The organism is Streptomyces macrosporus (assembly GCF_039533145.1).
Classification (GTDB): domain Bacteria; phylum Actinomycetota; class Actinomycetes; order Streptomycetales; family Streptomycetaceae; genus Streptomyces; species Streptomyces macrosporus.
The window spans coordinates 510,549-527,740 of sequence record NZ_BAAASZ010000020.1 but is presented as its reverse complement, the minus strand read 5'-3'; the positions used below and the strand labels follow the sequence as shown (position 1 = coordinate 527,740).

The following is a 17,192-nucleotide window of genomic DNA, read 5'->3' as shown; positions in this document are numbered from 1 at the left end:
CGGCCGAACATACAGCCGCCCGGTCTCCGACGGACCGGCTCCGGCGTACCCATGCATGGAGGACGTGACGTGGCGAACGACGCCAGCACCGTTTTCGACCTAGTGATCCTCGGAGGCGGTAGCGGCGGTTATGCCGCTGCCCTTCGCGCTTCGCAGCTGGGTCTGGACGTCGCCCTGATCGAGAAGGACAAGGTCGGCGGTACCTGTCTGCACTACGGCTGCATCCCGACGAAGGCCCTGCTGCACGCGGGCGAGATCGCGGACCAGGCCCGGGAGAGCGCCGACTTCGGCGTCAAGGCCACCTTCGAGGGCATCGACATGGCGGCCGTGCACAAGTACAAGGACGGCGTGATCTCCGGCCTGTACAAGGGTCTGCAGGGGCTGATCGCCTCCCGCAAGATCACCTACGTGGAGGGCGAGGGCCGGCTGTCCTCCCCGACCTCGGTGGACGTCAACGGGCAGCGCTACGAGGGCCGGCACATCCTGCTCGCCACCGGCTCCACCCCCAAGTCGCTGCCGGGTCTGGAGATCGACGGCAACCGGATCATCACCTCCGAGCACGCGCTGACCCTGGACCGCGTGCCGCAGTCCGCCATCATCCTCGGCGGCGGTGTGATCGGCTGCGAGTTCGCCTCCGCCTGGAAGTCCTTCGGCACCGACGTCACCATCGTCGAGGGCCTGCCCCACCTGGTGCCGGCCGAGGACGAGAACAGCTCCAAGCTGCTGGAGCGCGCCTTCCGCAAGCGCGGCATCAAGTTCTCCCTCGGGACCTTCTTCGACAAGGCCGAGTACACCCAGAACGGCGTGAAGGTCACCCTCGCCAACGGCAAGGAGTACGAGGCGGAGCTGCTGCTCGTCGCCATCGGCCGGGGCCCGGTCTCGCAGGGGCTGGGCTACGAGGAGGCCGGGGTCGCCATGGACCGCGGCTACGTCCTCGTCGACGAGTACTGCCGCACGAACGTGCCGACCATCTCGGCCGTCGGCGACCTGATCCCCACCCTCCAGCTCGCGCACGTCGGTTTCGCCGAGGGCATCCTGGTCGCCGAGCGGCTCGCCGGGCTGAACGTCGTGCCGATCGACTACGACGGTGTGCCGCGCGTGACGTACAGCCACCCGGAGGTCGCCTCCGTGGGCCTCACCGAGGCCAAGGCCAAGGAGAAGTACGGCGCGGACAAGGTCGTGACGCTGAAGTACAACCTCGGCGGCAACGGCAGGAGCAAGATCCTCAAGGCGCAGGGCGAGATCAAGCTCGTCCAGGTCCGTGACGGTGCCGTGGTCGGCGTCCACATGGTCGGCGACCGGATGGGCGAGCAGGTCGGCGAGGCCCAGCTGATCTACAACTGGGAGGCCCTCCCCGCCGAGGTCGCGCAGCTCATCCACGCCCACCCGACGCAGAACGAGGCTCTCGGCGAGGCCCACCTGGCCCTGGCCGGCAAGCCGCTGCACTCCCACGACTGACACTCCCCGGGCGCGACAGCTGCACGACATCCGCACTTTTCGTTAGGAGCAACCGAAACCATGGCGGTTTCCGTAACCCTGCCGGCGCTCGGCGAGAGCGTCACCGAGGGCACCGTCACCCGCTGGCTGAAGGCCGAGGGTGAGCGCGTCGAGGCCGACGAGCCCCTGCTGGAGGTCTCGACCGACAAGGTCGACACCGAGATCCCCGCCCCCGCCTCCGGCGTCCTGTCCTCCATCAAGGTGGCCGAGGACGAGACGGTCGAGGTCGGTGCCGAGCTGGCCGTCATCGACGACGGCAGCGGCGCTCCGGCCGAGGCCCCCGCCCAGGAGCAGGCCCCGGCCGCCGAGGCCGCTCCGGCGCCCGCCCCCCAGCCCGAGCCGCAGCCCGCGCCGGCCGCCCCGGCCCCGCAGGCCGAGGCTCCGGCTCCCGCCCCGGCCCCGGCTCAGGCCGCGCCGCAGGGCGGTGCGGCCGAGGGCACCGACGTGGTGCTGCCGGCGCTCGGCGAGTCCGTCACCGAGGGCACCGTCACCCGCTGGCTGAAGTCGGTCGGCGAGGAGGTCGAGGCGGACGAGCCGCTGCTGGAGGTCTCGACCGACAAGGTCGACACCGAGATCCCCGCCCCCACGTCCGGCACTCTGCTGGAGATCCTGGTGGGCGAGGACGAGACGGCGGAGGTCGGCGCCCGACTGGCCGTCATCGGCGCTCCGGGTGCCGCTCCGGCCGCCGCCCCGGCCCAGCCGGAGCAGCCGGCCCGGCCCGAGCCCGCCCCGGCCCCGCAGGCCGAGGCTCCGGCTCCCGCCCCGGCGCCCGCGCCCGAGCCCGCGCCCGAGCCCGCTCCGGCGCCCGCCCCGGCTCCGGCTCCGCAGGCCGAGGCTCCCGCCCCCGCTCCGGCTCCGGCGGCTCCGGCTCCCGCGCCCGCCCCGGCCCCGGCCGCCCCGCAGGCTCCCGCGCCCGCCCCGGCTCCGGCTCCGGCCGCCGGTGGCGAGGGTGCCTACGTGACCCCGCTGGTGCGCAAGCTCGCCGCCGAGAACGGCGTCGACCTCTCCACCGTCAAGGGCACCGGCGTGGGCGGTCGCATCCGCAAGCAGGACGTCGTCGCCGCCGCCGAGGCCGCCAAGGCCAAGGCCGCCCAGGCCCCGGCGCAGGCCGCGCCGTCGGCCGGACGGGCTCCGGTCACGCCGTCGCCGCTGCGCGGTCAGACGGTCCCGATGACCCGCATCCGCAAGCTCATCGCCGAGAACATGATGAAGGCGCTGCACAACCAGGCGCAGCTCTCCACCGTGGTCGAGGTCGACGTCACGAAGATCATGCGGCTGCGGGCCCGGGCCAAGGAGGAGTTCCTGGCGCGCGAGGGCGTCAAGCTCTCCCCGATGCCGTTCTTCGTCAAGGCGGCCGCCGAGGCGCTGAAGGCCCACCCGTCGATCAACGCCAAGATCAACGACGACGGCACCGTGACCTACCACGACGTCGAGAACATCGGCATCGCGGTGGACTCGGAGAAGGGCCTGATGGTCCCGGTCATCAAGGGCGCGGGCGACCTGAGCATCGCCGGCATCGCCAAGAAGACCGCGGAGCTGGCGGGCAAGGTCCGCACCGGCAAGCTCAGCCCGGACGACATGTCCGGCGGCACGTTCACGATCAGCAACACCGGTTCGCGCGGTGCGCTGTTCGACACGATCATCGTGAACTACCCGCAGGTGGCCGAGCTGGGCATCGGCGCCACCGTGCGCCGCCCGGTCGTGATCGACCACCCGGAGCTGGGCGAGACCATCGCCATCCGGGACATGGTCTACCTGACCCTGTCCTACGACCACCAGCTGGTCGACGGCGCGGACGCCGCCCGCTACCTGACGGACGTCAAGGCCCGTCTGGAGGCCGGCGAGTTCGAGGGCGAACTGGGACTCTGAGCGGTTCGTCCCACGTCGTCGGTGCCCCCGTCCGGAGTTTCCGGGCGGGGGCACCGTCTTTTCCCGACCGGTCTCTTCCCGACCGGTCCGGGCCCGGCCTCTCCACGAGGTCCCGGCGGCCGGGCGGTCGCCGTATCGTCGATGGTCCCGACCCCCCCGCGAGGAGCGCCCATGTCCCTTCCCGTCGTCCACTCCCTCCGCGAGCAGATCCGCGAGCACATCGTGGAGGGGATCGTCAGCGGGCGCTGGAAGCCGGGCGAGCGGATCGTGGAGCGCAGGATCGCCGTGGAGCTGGAGGTCAGCCAGACCCCCGTGCGGGAGGCGCTGCGCGAGTTGGAGGCGCTGCGGCTGATCGAGTCGGCCCCCAACAAGGGGGCGCGGGTGCGGAATCTGACCGCCGCCGACCTGGAGGAGATCTATCCGGTGCGGGCCGGGCTGGAGCAGATCGCCGCCGAGCTGGCCGCCCCCCGGCTGGCCGAGGACGTCTCGGCGCTGGAGCCGCACGTGGCGCGGCTGTACGAGGCCGACCGCGTCGGGGACTCGGAGGCGCAGGTGCGGCACACCGTCGCCTTCCACCGGGAGCTGGTGCGGGCGGCCGGCAACAGCGTGCTGCTGCACACCTGGGAGTCGCTGGGCATCGGGGTGTGGACCACGCTCGCCATCCGCTGGCTGGGCACCCGGCAGCAGTCGTACGCCGAGGAGCACCAGGCGGTCGTCGAGGCGTTCCGCGGGCGTGATCCGCGGGTGGGCGAGCTGGTCAAGGAGCACGTCCTGGGGTGTGCACCCCGTGTCTGATTAGTGGCACTGAATGCCAATTTTGTTCTCCGGGCATTTTTCCGCCCCCTTCCCTTTGATCGATCATCGATCGTGGGCGTACAGTTCCGTCGGGCCACACCCCGCCCCTGTTCCACCGACGTTCGACCGACCCGTTGTCCGGAAGGCGGCCACCATGACCAGTGCCGAACGCCGTCCGAGCGAGCTGGACCAGCTCCCGGACCGCGACCCCGAGGAGACCGCCGAGTGGGCCGCGTCCCTCGACGCCGTCACCCGCGCGGCCGGCCCGCAACGCGCCGCGTACCTGATGCGACGCACCCTGGAGCACGCCGAGCGCGCCGGCATCGCCCTGCCCTCGCTGCTGGAGACGGAGTACGTCAACACCATCCCCACCTCCGCCGAGCCGGCCTTCCCCGGTGACGAGGAGATGGAGCGGCGGATCACCGCCTGGAACCGCTGGAACGCCGCCGCCATGGTCACCCGCGGCAGCCGCTACGGCCTGGGCGGCCACATCGCCACCTACGCCTCGGCGGCCTGGCTGTACGAGATCGGCTTCCAGCACTTCTTCCGCGGCAAGGACGCCCCCGAGGCCCCCGGCTCCGGCGACCAGCTCTACATCCAGGGCCACGCCTCCCCCGGCATCTACGCCCGCGCCTTCCTGGAGGGCCGGCTCACCGAGGAGCACCTGGACAACTTCCGGCAGGAGGTGGGCGGCAACGGGCTGCCCTCCTACCCGCACCCGCGCCGGCTGCCCTGGCTGTGGGAGTTCCCGACCGTCTCCATGGGGCTGGGCCCGCTCGCCGCGATCCACCAGGCCCGCTTCAACCGCTACCTGACGCACCGCGGCATCAAGGACACCTCCGGCAGCCGGGTGTGGGCGTTCCTCGGCGACGGCGAGATGGACGAGCCGGAGTCGACCGCCGCGCTGTCGCTGGCCGGACGCGAGGGCCTGGACAACCTCGTCTTCGTCGTCAACTGCAACCTCCAGCGGCTGGACGGCCCGGTCCGCGCCAACTTCAAGATCGTGCAGGAGCTGGAGGCCCGGTTCCGCGCGGCCGGCTGGAACGTGGTCAAGGCCCTGTGGGGCACCGCCTGGGACGACCTGCTGCGCAGGGACACCGAGGGCGCGCTGCTGCGGCGGCTGCGCGAGATCCCCGACGCACAGCTCCAGACGTACGCCACCCGCGACGCCGCCTACGTCCGCGAGCACTTCTTCGGCGCCGACCCGGTGCTGAGGCGGATGGCCGAGTCGCTGACCGACGAACGGATCGTCGAGTGCTTCGGCTCCTCGCGGGCGGGCCACGAGCCGCGCAAGGTGTACGCCGCCTACCGCGCGGCCGTGGAGCACTCCGGCGCGCCGACCGTGATCCTGGTCCAGACGGTCAAGGGCCACACGCTCGGTCCGGGGTTCGAGTCGCGCAACGCAAACCACCAGATGAAGAAGCTCTCCGGCCAGGAGTTCCGCGCGATGCGCGACCGGCTGGACCTCCCCATCCCCGACAGCGCCCTGGGCGAGGAGCTGGTGCCCTACGCCCACCCCGGTCCCGACTCCCCCGAGGTGCGGTACCTGAAGGAGCGCCGCGCCGCGCTGGGCGGTCCCGCCCCGGAGCGCCGGTTCCACGCGGTCGGGCTGCCCACGCCGTCCGAGAAGCCCTTCGCGGCCCTGGCCAAGGGGTCCGGCAAGCAGGAGATCGCCACGACGATGGCGTTCGTCCGGCTGGTGAAGGACCTGATGCGGGAGAAGGGCACCGGCGCGCGCTGGGTGCCGATCGTCCCGGACGAGGCCCGCACCTTCGGCATGGAGTCGCTGTTCCCGACCGCCGGGATCTACTCGCCCCTCGGCCAGACCTACGACCCGGTCGACCGCGACCAACTCCTGTACTACAAGGAGGCCGTCGACGGTCAGATCCTCAACGAGGGGATCACCGAGGCCGGTTCGATGGCCGAGTTCACGGCCGCCGCCACCGCGTACGCCACGCACGGCGAGCCGATGATCCCGTTCTACATCTTCTACTCGATGTTCGGCTGGCAGCGCACGGCCGACCAGATGTGGGCGCTCGCCGACCAGCTCGGCCGCGGCTTCCTCATCGGCGCCACGGCGGGCCGCACGACGATGACCGGCGAGGGCCTCCAGCACGCCGACGGCCACTCCCCGCTGATCGCCTCCACCAACCCGGCGGCGATCGCGTACGACCCGGCGTTCGCCTACGAGGTGGCCGTGATCGTCCGGGACGGCCTGCGGCGGATGTACGGGCCGGACCCGTCCCGACACGAGGACGTCTTCTACTACCTGACCGTCTACAACGAGCCGAAGGTCCAGCCGCCGATGCCCGAGGGCGTCGAGGAGGGCATCCTGCGGGGGCTGTACCGCTTCCGCGAGGGCACCGTGCCCGCGTCCCCGTCCGGGGACGCCGCCCCGCGCATCCAGCTGCTGGCCTCCGGCACCGCGATCCACTGGGCGCTGGACGCCCAGCGAATGCTCGCCGACGACTGGGGCGTGGCCGCCGACGTGTGGTCCGCCACCTCCTGGAGCGAGCTGCGCCGTGATGCCCTGTCCTGCGACGCGGCGCAGCTCAGGGGCGAGGACCGGACCCCGTACGTCACCCGCGCTCTGCAGGGCGCGCCCGGTCCGGTCCTCGCCGTCAGCGACTGGATGCGGGCCGTCCCGGACCAGATCAGCCAGTGGGTCGAGCAGGACTGGTCCTCGCTGGGCACCGACGGCTTCGGCCTGTCGGACACCCGCGAGGCCGCCCGCCGCCACTTCGGCGTGGACGCCGAGTCGATCACGGTCGCGGCCCTGGACCGGCTGGCCCGGCGCGGCGAGGTCAAGCGGGAGACGGTGCGCGAGGCCGCCGAGCGCTACGGCCTGGCCTGACGTCCCCCGCGGCCGGAGCCCGGCCGGAGCCTTCGGGGGTGCCCCGAGGCTCCGGCCGGCGGCCGTCACGGGCCCTCTCCGGGCGGGGAGCAGGGCCCGCCGCCACGGGATCGGGGAGACCGGCAGTGTGCCGCCGGCGGCGGAGAGGAGGCCGTAAGCGGCGTTCCCCGACGTTCCCCGACGTTTCCCCCACCCCGGTCGACCCGACCGCACGTCGACAGCGGCTCCGGAGCCGCGCGCTCCGGCGGGATGATGGCCCCATGCGCGCTGCCCGGCTGATCAAGATGGTGTTGCTCCTCCAGACCCGTCGGTCCATGACCGCCGCCGAGCTGGCCGAGAGGCTGGAGGTCTCCGAGCGGACGGTGGCCCGGGACGTGCTGGCGCTGTCGGAGGCCGGCATCCCCGTCTACGCGGACCGCGGCCGGGCCGGCGGATACCGGCTGGTCGGCGGCTACCGCACCCGGCTGACGGGGCTGGGGCGCGACGAGGCGGAGGCGCTGTTCCTGTCCGGGGTGCCCTCCGCGCTGCGGGACATGGGGCTGGAGGACGCGGCGTCGGCGGCCCGGTTGAAGGTGGCGGCGGCGCTCACGCCCGAGCTGGCCGACGCCCCGCACAGCGCGGCGCAGCGGTTCCACCTGGACGCCCCCGGCTGGTGGCAGCCGCCGGAGAGCCCGAAGGAGCTGCCGGCGATCGCCGAGGCCGTGTGGGACGACCGGTGCCTGGCCGTGCGCTACCGCCGCCGGGACGGGGAGGTGGAGCGGACGCTGGAGCCGTACGGCCTGGTGCTCAAGGCGGGCGTCTGGTACCTCGTGGCCCGCGTGGAGGGCGACCACCGCGTCTACCGGGTGGACCGCTTCGCCTCGGTCCGCCCCCTCGACGAGGGCTTCGCGCGGGACGAGGGGTTCGACCTGTCCGGCTTCTGGGAGGAGCGCTCCGCCGCCTTCGCCCGCTCGATCCTGCGGGAGAGCGCGGTGGTGCGGCTGACGGAGGCCGGGGCCCGCGCGCTGCGGTACGTCACCGACCGGACGGCGGCCGACGAGGCGCTGGCGCGGGGGGAGACCGACGGGCAGGGGCGGATCACCGTCACCCTGCCCGTCGAGTCCCCGGACGTCGCCTACACCCAACTCCTCTCCCTCGGCCCGGAGTGCGAGGTGCTGGGCCCGCCCGAGCTGCGCGAGCGGATGGCGGAGGCGGCCGAGCGCACGGCCGCGCTCTACCGGTAGGCCCCCGTAGGGGCGGCGCGCCTACCGGTAGTCCTCGGCGCTCGCCCGCCTGCCGCCGTGGACGACCTCGATGAAGTAGCGCCAGCCGTCGGGCCGCGAGCCGTCGGTGTCCGTGAAGTCGTACTCCCGGGCGAGCTGTCCGCTGGAGAGCGACTGTCCGTTCCAGCGCGCCACCTCGGGGTCGCACGCCAGGGCCGCGACCGCCCGGCCGATGTAGGCGGGCGACTCGGCGATGGCGAAGTGGGGCTCCTTGGCGACGGCGTCGCGCCAGTTCTCCTCGGTCACCCCGAAGTGGTCGAGCATCTCCTCCGAGCGCAGGAAGCCCGGGGAGATGCAGACCGCCGTGCAGCCGTACCCCTTCAGCTCCTCGGCGAGACCGTAGGCCATCCGGATCGGGGCGTTCTTGGCCAGGTCGAAGAAGAGGTTGCCGCGGTACCGGTCGCCGTTGTACTCGGCCGTGCCGTCGGTGACCTCCACCACCAGGCCGCCCGGCCGGCGGACCAGCAGGGGCAGCGCGTGGTGGCTGGTGACGAGGTGGGTCTCGACGCCGAGGCGGAGCATGCGCAGCCCCTTGGCCAGGTCGACCTCCCACACCTTCGTGTCGAAGTCGAGCAGGTGGTCGCCGCCCCAGACGTCGTTGACCAGGACGTCGAGCCGCCCGTGGTCGCGGTCGATCCGCTCCACCAGGGCGCGCACCCGCTCCGGTTCGAGGTGGTCGGTCGGCACGGCGACGCCGGTGCCCCCGGCCGCCGTGACCAGCTCGGCGGTCCCCTCGATCGTCTCGGTCGGGCGGCCCACCTCGCTGACGCTCTCCCGGGTGGTGCGGCCGGTGACGTACACCGTCGCGCCCGCCCGGCCCAGTTCCACGGCGATCGCCCGGCCCGCGCCCCGGGTCGCCCCCGCCACCAGGGCGACCTTGCCCGCCAGGGTTTTCTCCACCGCTGCTGTGCTCACGTGCGTGCTCCTCCTTCGGATGCGTACGCCGGGCACGCTGCCGGCGATACCCGACACCTTCCGTCGGGATTTCCGTCGGGATTTCCGCCGGGTTTTCCGTCGGATTCGCGCCGGGTTTCTCCCCGGGGTCCCCGCCGGCCCCTCCGGCCTCGCGGCCGTGGGGGCGGTTCAGGGGGCCGGCGGGGCGAGGGGCTCCAGGGAACGCCCCATCAGCACGTCGTCCGCGTAGCCGTTCTCCAGCAGGAACTCCCCGGGCAGCACGCCCTCCACCCGGAAGCCCTCGGACTCGTAGAGGGCCCGCGCGGGCGCGTTGTGGCCCAGCACCCGCAGGGTGATCCGGGAGGCGCCCTGCCGCCGCGCCTCGTCCATCGCCGCCCGCAGCAGCGCCCGGCCCACTCCCCTGCCGCGCGCCCGATCGTCCACCACCAGCCCCTGGATCTGGCGGACGTGGGCGTTGCAGGCCAGTTCGGTGGGCCGCACCAGTCGGACGTAGCCCGCGAGCCGCCCGTCCAGTTCGGCGACGAGGAACTGCCAGGGGCGGTGGGTGGAGTCGAAGAAGGGGTCGTACGGGGGCCGCGGCCGGGGGGTCACGGCGTGCGTCGGCGACCAGGTGCGCCGGTCGAGCTCTCCGAGGGCCTCTCCGTCGTCGGAGTCGGCGGCGCGTATGACGGGCTGTGCTGACATGCGGTCACTGTGCCTCGCCATCGGGCGCGGCGTCCATCAGGATTGCCCCATGCGCATCGCTGTCACCGGCTCGTCCGGTCTCATCGGCCGGGCCCTCGTCACCTCCCTGCGCGCGTACGGCCACGAGGTCGTACGCCTGGTACGGCGCCCCGCCCGGGCCGGGGACGAGGTGGAGTGGGACCCGATACGGCAGTACGTGGACGCCGCCGGGCTCGTCGGCTGCGAGGCCGTGGTGCACCTGGCGGGCGCGGGGATCGGCGACAGGCGCTGGACGGAGGAGTACAAGCGGACGATCCGCGACAGCCGGGTCCTGGGCACGGCCGCGATCGCCGAGGCCGCCGCCTCGCTGGACACCCCGCCGCGGACGCTGATCGTCGGCAGCGCCGTCGGGTACTACGGCGACACCGGCGACCGCGCCGTGGACGAGAGCGCGCCGCCCGGCAGCGGCTTCCTCGCGGACGTCTGCCAGGAGTGGGAGGAGGCCGCGGCGGCGGCCGAGGAGGCGGGCGTCCGGACGGTGTACGCCCGCACCGGCCTGGTGGTGGCCCGGCACGGCGGCGCGTGGGGACGGCTGTTCCCGATCTTCACGGCGGGGCTCGGCGGACGGCTGGGCAGCGGCCGCCAGTACTGGAGCCACATCGCGCTGCACGACCACATCGCCGCGCTGCGGCACCTGCTGGAGAACGAGGAGCTGTCCGGGCCCGTCAACCTCACCGCGCCCGAGCCGGTCACCCAGCGCGAGGTGGCCGCCGCGATGGGGCGGGTGCTGCACCGTCCGACGGTCCTCACGGTGCCCGCGCCCGTGCTGCGGGCGGTGCTCGGGGAACTCTCCGTGGACGTGCTCGGCAGTCGACGGGTGCTGCCGCGGCGGCTGTCGGAGTCCGGGTTCACGTTCGCCTTCCCCGGCATCGAGGACGCCATCCGGGCGGCTCTGCGCTGACCCCGCCGGCCGCACGCGCCCGGCACGCCGGGGGGGGACGTACGACCGCGCTCCCCGACGTGCGCCTCCCGCGCGCCCTTGCGCGACCGTCGTGCGACCGTGTCCGCTCCGTACGCGCTGTCCACGACCTCGCCGATCCCCGAGGTCGAACCGGTGCGCGAGTCGGACGCGTTTCCAGCGGGCAGGAACCTCCAGGACGCGCACCTCGCGCCGACGCGTCAACCAGGGGAGGGTCCATGCTCGGCAGCGCACTCCGTCCGAGTTCCGACCGGGACACCGCCGACGTCGCCGTCATCGGCGCGGGACTCGCGGGCCTGGCCGCCGCACACCACCTGACCGCCGCCGGGCTGCGGGTGACCGTGCTGGAGGCGACCGGGACCATCGGCGGCCGGATGACCACCGAGGAGGTCGACGGCTACCGGATGGACCGCAGCGGCCGACTGCTCTCCTCCGACTGGCCCGAGCTGAGCCGCTGCCCCGGCCTGGAGCGGCTCTCCCTGCGCCCCTTCGCCTCCGGGGTCCTGCTCCACAGCGGCGACCGGGCGCTCCGCGTCGGCCCGCCCCGCGCACCGCGGAGCGCCCGAGGCGCGAAGGCGGGCGGACGGGCGGGCGCACGCGCCGCGGCGAGCGCCCTGGCCGGTGCCCGGCGCCCCCTGAGCGGCACCCTGGACCTGGCGCGGCTGCGCGCACAGCTCGCCCGGCTCGCCGTCACCCCCGCGGAGCGGCTGCGGGCCAGGCCCGAACTGCCCGTCGCCCAGGCCCTGGCCGCCCGCGGCGTCCCGGCCCGCACGGTCGAGGGCCTGCTGCGGCCCCTGCTCGGCGCGCTGCTGTGCGACCCGGACCTGACGACCTCCAGCCGGGTCGGCGACCTGGCGCTGCGCGGCTTCGCCCGCGGCGGCCTGTGCCTGCCCGCGGGCGGCGCGGCGGCCGTGCCCGCGCTGCTGGCCGAGGGGCTGCCGGCGGGCACCGTCCGCACCGGGGTGCGCGCGGTCTCGGTCTCCACGAACGCCGTGGTGACGCGCGAGCACGGCACCGTCCGCTGCCGCGCGGTGCTCATCGCCACCGGCGCGCACGACGCGGCGGAGCTGCTGCCGGGCCTGCGGGTGCCGGACTTCCACCCGATCACCGTGCTCCACCACGCGGTGGACGAGCGGGCGCCGACCGCCGAGCCCCACCTGCTGATCGACGCCGACCGGCGCGGCCCGGTGGCGTACACCATGGTGACCAGCGCCGTCGACCCCTCGCGCGTCCGGCCGGGCCGCGCCCTGGTCACCTCCGTGGTGCTCGGCCCCGCCGCGGCCGAGCCCGTCGGCGAGCTGGACCGGGCGGCCCGCGCCCAGCTCGCCGTGTTGTACGGCGCGCCGACCGGCCGCTGGCACCTGCTGGCCGCCCACCACGACGCGCGGGCCGTCCCCGCGATGCCCGCCCCGCACGACCCGAGGCGCCCCGTGCGCGTGCTGGACGGCCTGTACGTCTGCGGGGACCACCGCGACACCTCCAGCCCCCAGGGCGCCCTGCGCTCGGCCCGCCGCGCCGCGGACGCGATCCGCCGCGACTTCGGCATCCGGCCGCTCCCCGAGGAGGAGGGCGACGCGCTCTCCGCCGTCGCCTGACGCCGTACGGCCGCGCTCACGGGCTCCCCCACGGCCGCCTCGCGCCCCCGCCGACGGGACCGTGCCGGCCCGGCGGATCGGTTCGGCACGGTCGGTTCGGGGCCGTCGATCCGGGTCCGTCAGTTCAGGGCGGCGACGCGTTCGCGGTAGGTGCGCACCGGCGTGGCGTCCCGGTAGGGCTCCAGCCGGCGCTCGAAGTCCTTCACGTACTCGTGCGCCCGCACCGACCGCATCTCCGCCGCCTGCTGCGCCGCCTCCGCGGCCAGGGCACACGCCTGCTCCACGTCGCCCAGCCCCAGCCGGGCCGTGGCCAGCACCACCTTGCAGAACAGCCGGCTGCGGACGTAGCCCGCGCCCCGCAGTTGCAGGGAGCGCTCCGCGTGCTGGGCCGCCGCCCGGTACTGCTGGAGGTCCCGGTGGCAGTGGCCGAACTCGTCGGCGAGCTGCGCCTCGTCGAAGAACCGCGCCCAGTGCGGCACCTCGTCGCCCGGTCGCGCCTGCTCCAGCGCCCGCTCGGCGCGGGCCAGCGACGCCGCGCAGGCCCGTACCTCGCCCAGCACCCCGTGCCCGCGCGCCTCCACCGCGTGGAGCAGCGCCTGGACGACCGGGGGGACCGAGGAGCCCACGCCCTGCTGGGCGACCCGCGCCAGTTGCACCGCCTCCCGACCGTGCCCGAGGTACACCGCCTGCCGGCTCATCGTCACCAGGACGTAGCTGCCGTACGCCCGGTCCCCCGCGGCCTGGGAGAGCCGCAGCGCCTGGACGAAGTAGCGCTGTGCCAGCCCGTGCGCCGCGATGTCGTACGCCGTCCACCCCGCCAGGCGGGTCAGGTCGGCCACCGCCGCGAACAGGCGGCGGCCGGTCTGCTCCCCGTAGGTGCCGCGCAGCATCGGCTCGGCCTCGTGCTCCAGGTAGCGCACCAGCGCCTGCCGGGCGTGGCCGCCGCCGTAGGCGTGGTCGAGCGTGCGGAACAGCTCGCCGACCGAGCGCAGCGCGGCGATGTCCCCGGCGGTGACCCGCTGGCCGGGGCCGCGCTCGACCCGCTCGACGCGGGCCGCCTGCCCCGCGCGGGGCGGCGGAACGGCGGCGGGCCCGCGGCCCTGCGGGGGCACCCGCGGGGCCTCCGGCGCCGGCTCGCCGCGGGCGACGCGCTCGTCGGGGCGGCCGATCAGCCAGTCCCGGCTGGGCACGACCAGCCCGGCGGGGGTGAAGGCGATCTTCCGCAGTTCGGCGTGGCTGCCGGTGTCCTTGCGCCACAGCCCGCCGACGATGTCCACCGCCTCGCCTGGCGTGGCCGCGAACTCCAGTCCGGCGTAGACCGGGGCGCACGCGTCCAGACCCAGGTCCTGGGCGGTGAGCCTGCGTCCGAGGCGGCGGGTGAAGACCTCGGCGATCAGCGCGGGGGTCGTGCCGCGCGGCTGCTGGCCGCGCAGCCAGCGCGTCACCGAGGTCTTGTCGTAGCGGAGGTCCAGCCCGTGCTCCAACCCGAGTTGGTCGACCCGTCGCGCCAGGCCGGCGTTGGAGAACCCGGCCTCGGCGATGAGGGCTGCGAGCTGGCGGTTGGGGGTGCGCTGGGAAGGTTTCCCAGGTCGTTCCGTCGACATCGGCTTTGCGGTCTCCTGCCTCACGGCTTTCCCTACGACAGACGCCGGGGCGCCCTGCTGGAACGGCGCGAATGTAGCGGTCCGGACGGCTCTTCCGGAGGCCTGCGCCCAGGTTTCATCCGTACGTGTGAGACCGGGGCGGGTTCCGGCCGCCCGACGGCCACCCCGCACCGCGCCGTACAGTGGCTGCCGGGACGTGGGAGAGGCCCGCGACGACCCGAGGAGGAGCCGCGTGAGCGAGCTGCGCTTTGTGCACCTGGGCTTCGGCGAGAACGCCGTGGAGTATCTGGCGGCCTGGCGGAAGCAGCGCGAGGTCCACGCGGCGCGCGTCGCCGACGAGATCCCCGACACCTGCCTGCTGCTGGAGCACCAGCCGGTCTACACCGCCGGGCGCCGCACCGAGGAGAGCGAGCGGCCGCTGGACGGCACCCCCGTGGTGGACGTGGACCGCGGCGGCAAGATCACCTGGCACGGTCCCGGTCAGCTCGTCGGCTACCCGATCGTCAGGCTGCCCGACCCGGTGGACGTCATCGCCCACGTGCGGCGCCTGGAGGAGGCCATGATCCGCACCTGTGCCGAGTTCGGCCTGGAGACCACCCGGATCGAGGGCCGCAGCGGGGTGTGGGTGCTGGGCGATCCGAAGCAGAAGCCCGACCTGGGCGGGCTGCGGCTCGACTTCGATCCCGCGCTCCGCGAGGAGGGCGAGTACGACGCCCGGCTGCGGGGTCCCGAGTACGCCCCCTCCAACGCCGGCCAGCGCGGCGAGGACCGCAAGCTCGGCGCGATCGGCGTCCGCGTCGCCAAGGGCGTCACCATGCACGGCTTCGCCCTCACCTGCGACTCGGACACCACCTGGTTCGACCGCATCGTGCCGTGCGGCATCCGGGACGCCGGCGTCACCTCGCTCTCGCGGGAGCTGGGCAGGGAGGTGACGGTCGCGGAGGTCCTGCCGGTGATGGAGAAGCACCTGCGGGCGGTGCTGGAGTCGGAGGAGCCCCTCCCCCGCGCCGTCTGACCCGGACAAGCCGAGGCGTACGCTTGTCCGTGCCGAAGAATCGAAGGCCGTACCAACAAAAGGGGAGTGCCGGACGTGTCCGCTGTCGCACCCGACGGTAGGAAGCTGCTACGCCTGGAGGTCCGGAACAGCCAGACCCCCATCGAGCGCAAGCCCGAGTGGATCAAGACCCGGGCGAAAATGGGCCCCGAGTACAACGCCCTCCAGTCCCTGGTGAAGCGCGAGGGCCTGCACACGGTCTGCCAGGAGGCGGGCTGTCCCAACATCTTCGAGTGCTGGGAGGACCGCGAGGCGACCTTCCTCATCGGTGGCGAACAGTGCACCCGGCGCTGCGACTTCTGCCAGATCGACACCGGCAAGCCGGCCGAGTTCGACCGCGACGAGCCGCGTCGCGTGGCCGAGTCCGTGAAGCAGATGGAGCTGCGGTACGCCACGGTCACCGGCGTCGCGCGCGACGACCTGCCCGACGGCGGTGCCTGGCTGTACGCCGAGACCGTCCGCCAGATCCACGCCATGGTGCCCGGCACCGGCGTCGAGCTGCTGATCCCCGACTTCAACGCGGTGCCCGAGCAGCTCGCCGAGGTCTTCTCCTCGCGTCCGGAGGTGCTGGCGCACAACGTCGAGACGGTCCCGCGGATCTTCAAGCGCATCCGTCCGGCCTTCCGCTACGAGCGCTCCCTGGAGGTGATCACCCGGGCCCGCGAGGACGGTCTGGTCACCAAGTCCAACCTGATCCTGGGGCTGGGCGAGACCCGCGAGGAGGTCAGCCAGGCCCTGCGCGACCTCCACGAGGCGGGCTGCGAGCTGATCACCATCACCCAGTACCTGCGCCCCTCGCCCCGGCACCACCCGGTGGAGCGCTGGGTGAAGCCGCAGGAGTTCGTGGAGCTGAAGGAGGAGGCGGAGGAGATCGGCTTCGCGGGCGTCATGTCCGGCCCGCTGGTCCGCTCCTCCTACCGCGCCGGTCGGCTGTACCGGCAGGCGATCGAGCGCCGGGACGCCACCGCCGCCTGACGCGCGGCGCCCGCCCGGCGTCTTCACCCGCTCGCGGCCGGTTCTTTCCGGTGCCTTTGACCGTTGTGTCATCCTCCGGTAACACCGGACGGTGATGATGGGAGCGCGGATCGCTCACGTCATGTGCCGCACGAGGCCCGTCGTCCCGAGGGGATGCTCGATGAACACGACTCTGCGGGTTCTGGAGAGACTGGAGGGGCTCCTGCTGCCCGGTGGGCAGCGGGTGGCACGCCGCAACGCCTGGTCGGCGGTCCTGGAGGGCCGCCGCCGGGCGCGGGCGCGCGGCGAGGCCACCGCCGTGCTGGAGGCCGCGGCGACCCGGTCCAGGCGGGCGACGTAGACTTCGCCGTATGGCGAGGAAGGAAACTACCGAGAATCCCCCGGGGCGGCTCAAGCAGATCGCCCTGACGTACAAGATGACCCGGCGCGTTGACAAGAAGGTCGGCTTCGTCATCGCGGGCGTGGGCATCGTCACCTTCGGTGTTCTCCTCGCGATCGGCTTCTGGGTCGGTCATCCGATCTACCTGGGCATCCTGGGCTTCCTGCTGGCCTTCCTCGCGATGGCGATCGTCTTCGGACGGCGTGCCGAGCGGGCGGCCTTCAGCCAGATGGAGGGCCAGCCGGGGGCGGCGGCGGCCGTGCTGGAGAACTTCGGCCGCGGCTGGACGGTCACCCCGGCGGTGGCCATGAACCGGCAGCAGGACGTCGTCCACCGGGCCGTCGGCAAGGGCGGCATCGTGCTCGTCGGGGAGGGCAACCCCAACCGGCTGCGCGGCCTGATGGCCTCCGAGAAGAAGCGCATGGCGCGCATCGTCGGCGGCGGCGTCCCGGTCCACGAGGTGCTCGTGGGCACCGGCGAGGGTCAGACCGAGCTGAAGAAGCTCCGCACCAAGCTGCTCAAGCTGCCCCGCGTGCTCCAGGGCCCCCAGGTCACGGAGGTGAACGACCGGCTGCGGGCCATGGGCGACCTGATGAGCAACCTGCCGCTGCCCAAGGGGCCGATGCCGCGCGGCATGCGGATGCCGAAGGGCCCGACCCGCCGCTGAGGTCCCGGCCGGGAACACACCGGGAACACAGGGGGCGCGGCACGGACGCGCGAACACGGCGAACACGGCGGCGGCCCGGAACCT

Annotated in this window: 14 protein-coding genes; 11 read left to right on the top strand and 3 right to left on the bottom strand. The window is 73.8% G+C overall.

Annotated elements, in window-relative coordinates; translation table 11 throughout:
• Window positions 1-69: 69 nt before the first annotated feature.
• The 5 genes from lpdA to ABD335_RS14335 all read left to right on the top strand — a co-directional run bounded on the left by lpdA (window position 70) and on the right by ABD335_RS14335 (window position 8,238).
• Window positions 70-1,458, top strand: a complete 1,389-nt coding sequence (gene lpdA / locus ABD335_RS14355) for a dihydrolipoyl dehydrogenase (RefSeq protein WP_344322710.1) — start codon at window positions 70-72, stop codon at window positions 1,456-1,458.
• 60 nt (window positions 1,459-1,518) lie between these two features.
• Window positions 1,519-3,366 (top strand): 2-oxoglutarate dehydrogenase, E2 component, dihydrolipoamide succinyltransferase, encoded by a 1,848-nt coding sequence (gene sucB, locus ABD335_RS14350; protein ID WP_344322708.1) that lies wholly within the window; start codon window positions 1,519-1,521, stop codon window positions 3,364-3,366.
• A gap of 171 nt (window positions 3,367-3,537) precedes the next feature.
• Window positions 3,538-4,161: a GntR family transcriptional regulator gene (locus ABD335_RS14345; protein WP_344322707.1), complete on the top strand. Its 624-nt coding sequence runs from the start codon at window positions 3,538-3,540 to the stop codon at window positions 4,159-4,161.
• 154 nt (window positions 4,162-4,315) lie between these two features.
• Complete coding sequence (gene aceE / locus ABD335_RS14340; RefSeq protein ID WP_344322706.1) at window positions 4,316-7,015, top strand: pyruvate dehydrogenase (acetyl-transferring), homodimeric type; 2,700 nt, start codon at window positions 4,316-4,318, stop codon at window positions 7,013-7,015.
• Between the two features lie 260 nt (window positions 7,016-7,275).
• The gene (locus ABD335_RS14335; protein ID WP_344322705.1) at window positions 7,276-8,238 is read left to right on the top strand and encodes a helix-turn-helix transcriptional regulator; all 963 of its coding nucleotides are present in this window, start codon (window positions 7,276-7,278) and stop codon (window positions 8,236-8,238) included.
• Window positions 8,239-8,259: 21 nt separating this feature from the next.
• Here the strand turns inward: ABD335_RS14335 and ABD335_RS14330 are convergent, their stop codons facing one another.
• Window positions 8,260-9,192 (bottom strand): SDR family oxidoreductase, encoded by a 933-nt coding sequence (locus ABD335_RS14330; protein ID WP_344322704.1) that lies wholly within the window; start codon window positions 9,190-9,192, stop codon window positions 8,260-8,262.
• A gap of 168 nt (window positions 9,193-9,360) precedes the next feature.
• Window positions 9,361-9,876: a GNAT family N-acetyltransferase gene (locus ABD335_RS14325; protein WP_344322702.1), complete on the bottom strand. Its 516-nt coding sequence runs from the start codon at window positions 9,874-9,876 to the stop codon at window positions 9,361-9,363.
• Between the two features lie 49 nt (window positions 9,877-9,925).
• On the opposite strand from ABD335_RS14325, the gene ABD335_RS14320 reads away from it, so the two are divergent.
• Together ABD335_RS14320 and ABD335_RS14315 are read left to right on the top strand one after the other, a co-directional pair.
• Complete coding sequence (locus tag ABD335_RS14320) at window positions 9,926-10,816, top strand: TIGR01777 family oxidoreductase (protein ID WP_344322701.1); 891 nt, start codon at window positions 9,926-9,928, stop codon at window positions 10,814-10,816.
• Window positions 10,817-11,052: 236 nt separating this feature from the next.
• Window positions 11,053-12,429 carry an FAD-dependent oxidoreductase gene (locus ABD335_RS14315; protein ID WP_344322700.1) on the top strand — a complete coding sequence of 459 codons (1,377 nt, stop codon included), beginning with the start codon at window positions 11,053-11,055 and terminating at the stop codon, window positions 12,427-12,429.
• 119 nt (window positions 12,430-12,548) lie between these two features.
• Here the strand turns inward: ABD335_RS14315 and ABD335_RS14310 are convergent, their stop codons facing one another.
• Entirely contained in the window at window positions 12,549-14,033 is a 1,485-nt protein-coding gene (locus ABD335_RS14310) for an NsdA family TPR-like regulatory protein (RefSeq protein ID WP_344322699.1), read from the bottom strand.
• Between the two features lie 232 nt (window positions 14,034-14,265).
• Between ABD335_RS14310 and lipB the strand changes: the two genes are divergently transcribed.
• The 4 genes from lipB (at window position 14,266) to ABD335_RS14290 (ending at window position 17,108) form a co-directional block, all read left to right on the top strand.
• Window positions 14,266-15,048 carry a lipoyl(octanoyl) transferase LipB gene (lipB, locus tag ABD335_RS14305; protein ID WP_344322698.1) on the top strand — a complete coding sequence of 261 codons (783 nt, stop codon included), beginning with the start codon at window positions 14,266-14,268 and terminating at the stop codon, window positions 15,046-15,048.
• A 75-nt stretch (window positions 15,049-15,123) separates the two neighbouring features.
• Entirely contained in the window at window positions 15,124-16,062 is a 939-nt protein-coding gene (gene lipA / locus ABD335_RS14300) for a lipoyl synthase (RefSeq protein WP_344322697.1), read from the top strand.
• A 160-nt stretch (window positions 16,063-16,222) separates the two neighbouring features.
• Complete coding sequence (locus ABD335_RS14295; RefSeq protein ID WP_344322695.1) at window positions 16,223-16,402, top strand: hypothetical protein; 180 nt, start codon at window positions 16,223-16,225, stop codon at window positions 16,400-16,402.
• A gap of 10 nt (window positions 16,403-16,412) precedes the next feature.
• Complete coding sequence (locus ABD335_RS14290) at window positions 16,413-17,108, top strand: DUF4191 domain-containing protein (RefSeq protein WP_344322694.1); 696 nt, start codon at window positions 16,413-16,415, stop codon at window positions 17,106-17,108.
• Window positions 17,109-17,192 lie beyond the last annotated feature (84 nt).

Excerpts from the sequence above, each read along its gene's own strand:
- ABD335_RS14345 (WP_344322707.1), top strand. The coding sequence starts at position 3,538 with ATGTCCCTTCCCGTCGTCCACTCCCTCCGCGAGCAGATCCGCGAGCAC.
- aceE (WP_344322706.1), top strand. The coding sequence starts at position 4,316 with ATGACCAGTGCCGAACGCCGTCCGAGCGAGCTGGACCAGCTCCCGGAC.
- ABD335_RS14335 (WP_344322705.1), top strand. The coding sequence starts at position 7,276 with ATGCGCGCTGCCCGGCTGATCAAGATGGTGTTGCTCCTCCAGACCCGT.
- ABD335_RS14290 (WP_344322694.1), top strand. The coding sequence starts at position 16,413 with ATGGCGAGGAAGGAAACTACCGAGAATCCCCCGGGGCGGCTCAAGCAG.
- ABD335_RS14315 (WP_344322700.1), top strand. The coding sequence starts at position 11,053 with ATGCTCGGCAGCGCACTCCGTCCGAGTTCCGACCGGGACACCGCCGAC.
- sucB (WP_344322708.1), top strand. The coding sequence starts at position 1,519 with ATGGCGGTTTCCGTAACCCTGCCGGCGCTCGGCGAGAGCGTCACCGAG.
- ABD335_RS14310 (WP_344322699.1), bottom strand. The coding sequence starts at position 14,033 with ATGTCGACGGAACGACCTGGGAAACCTTCCCAGCGCACCCCCAACCGC.
- ABD335_RS14325 (WP_344322702.1), bottom strand. The coding sequence starts at position 9,876 with ATGTCAGCACAGCCCGTCATACGCGCCGCCGACTCCGACGACGGAGAG.
- ABD335_RS14320 (WP_344322701.1), top strand. The coding sequence starts at position 9,926 with ATGCGCATCGCTGTCACCGGCTCGTCCGGTCTCATCGGCCGGGCCCTC.
- ABD335_RS14295 (WP_344322695.1), top strand. The coding sequence starts at position 16,223 with ATGAACACGACTCTGCGGGTTCTGGAGAGACTGGAGGGGCTCCTGCTG.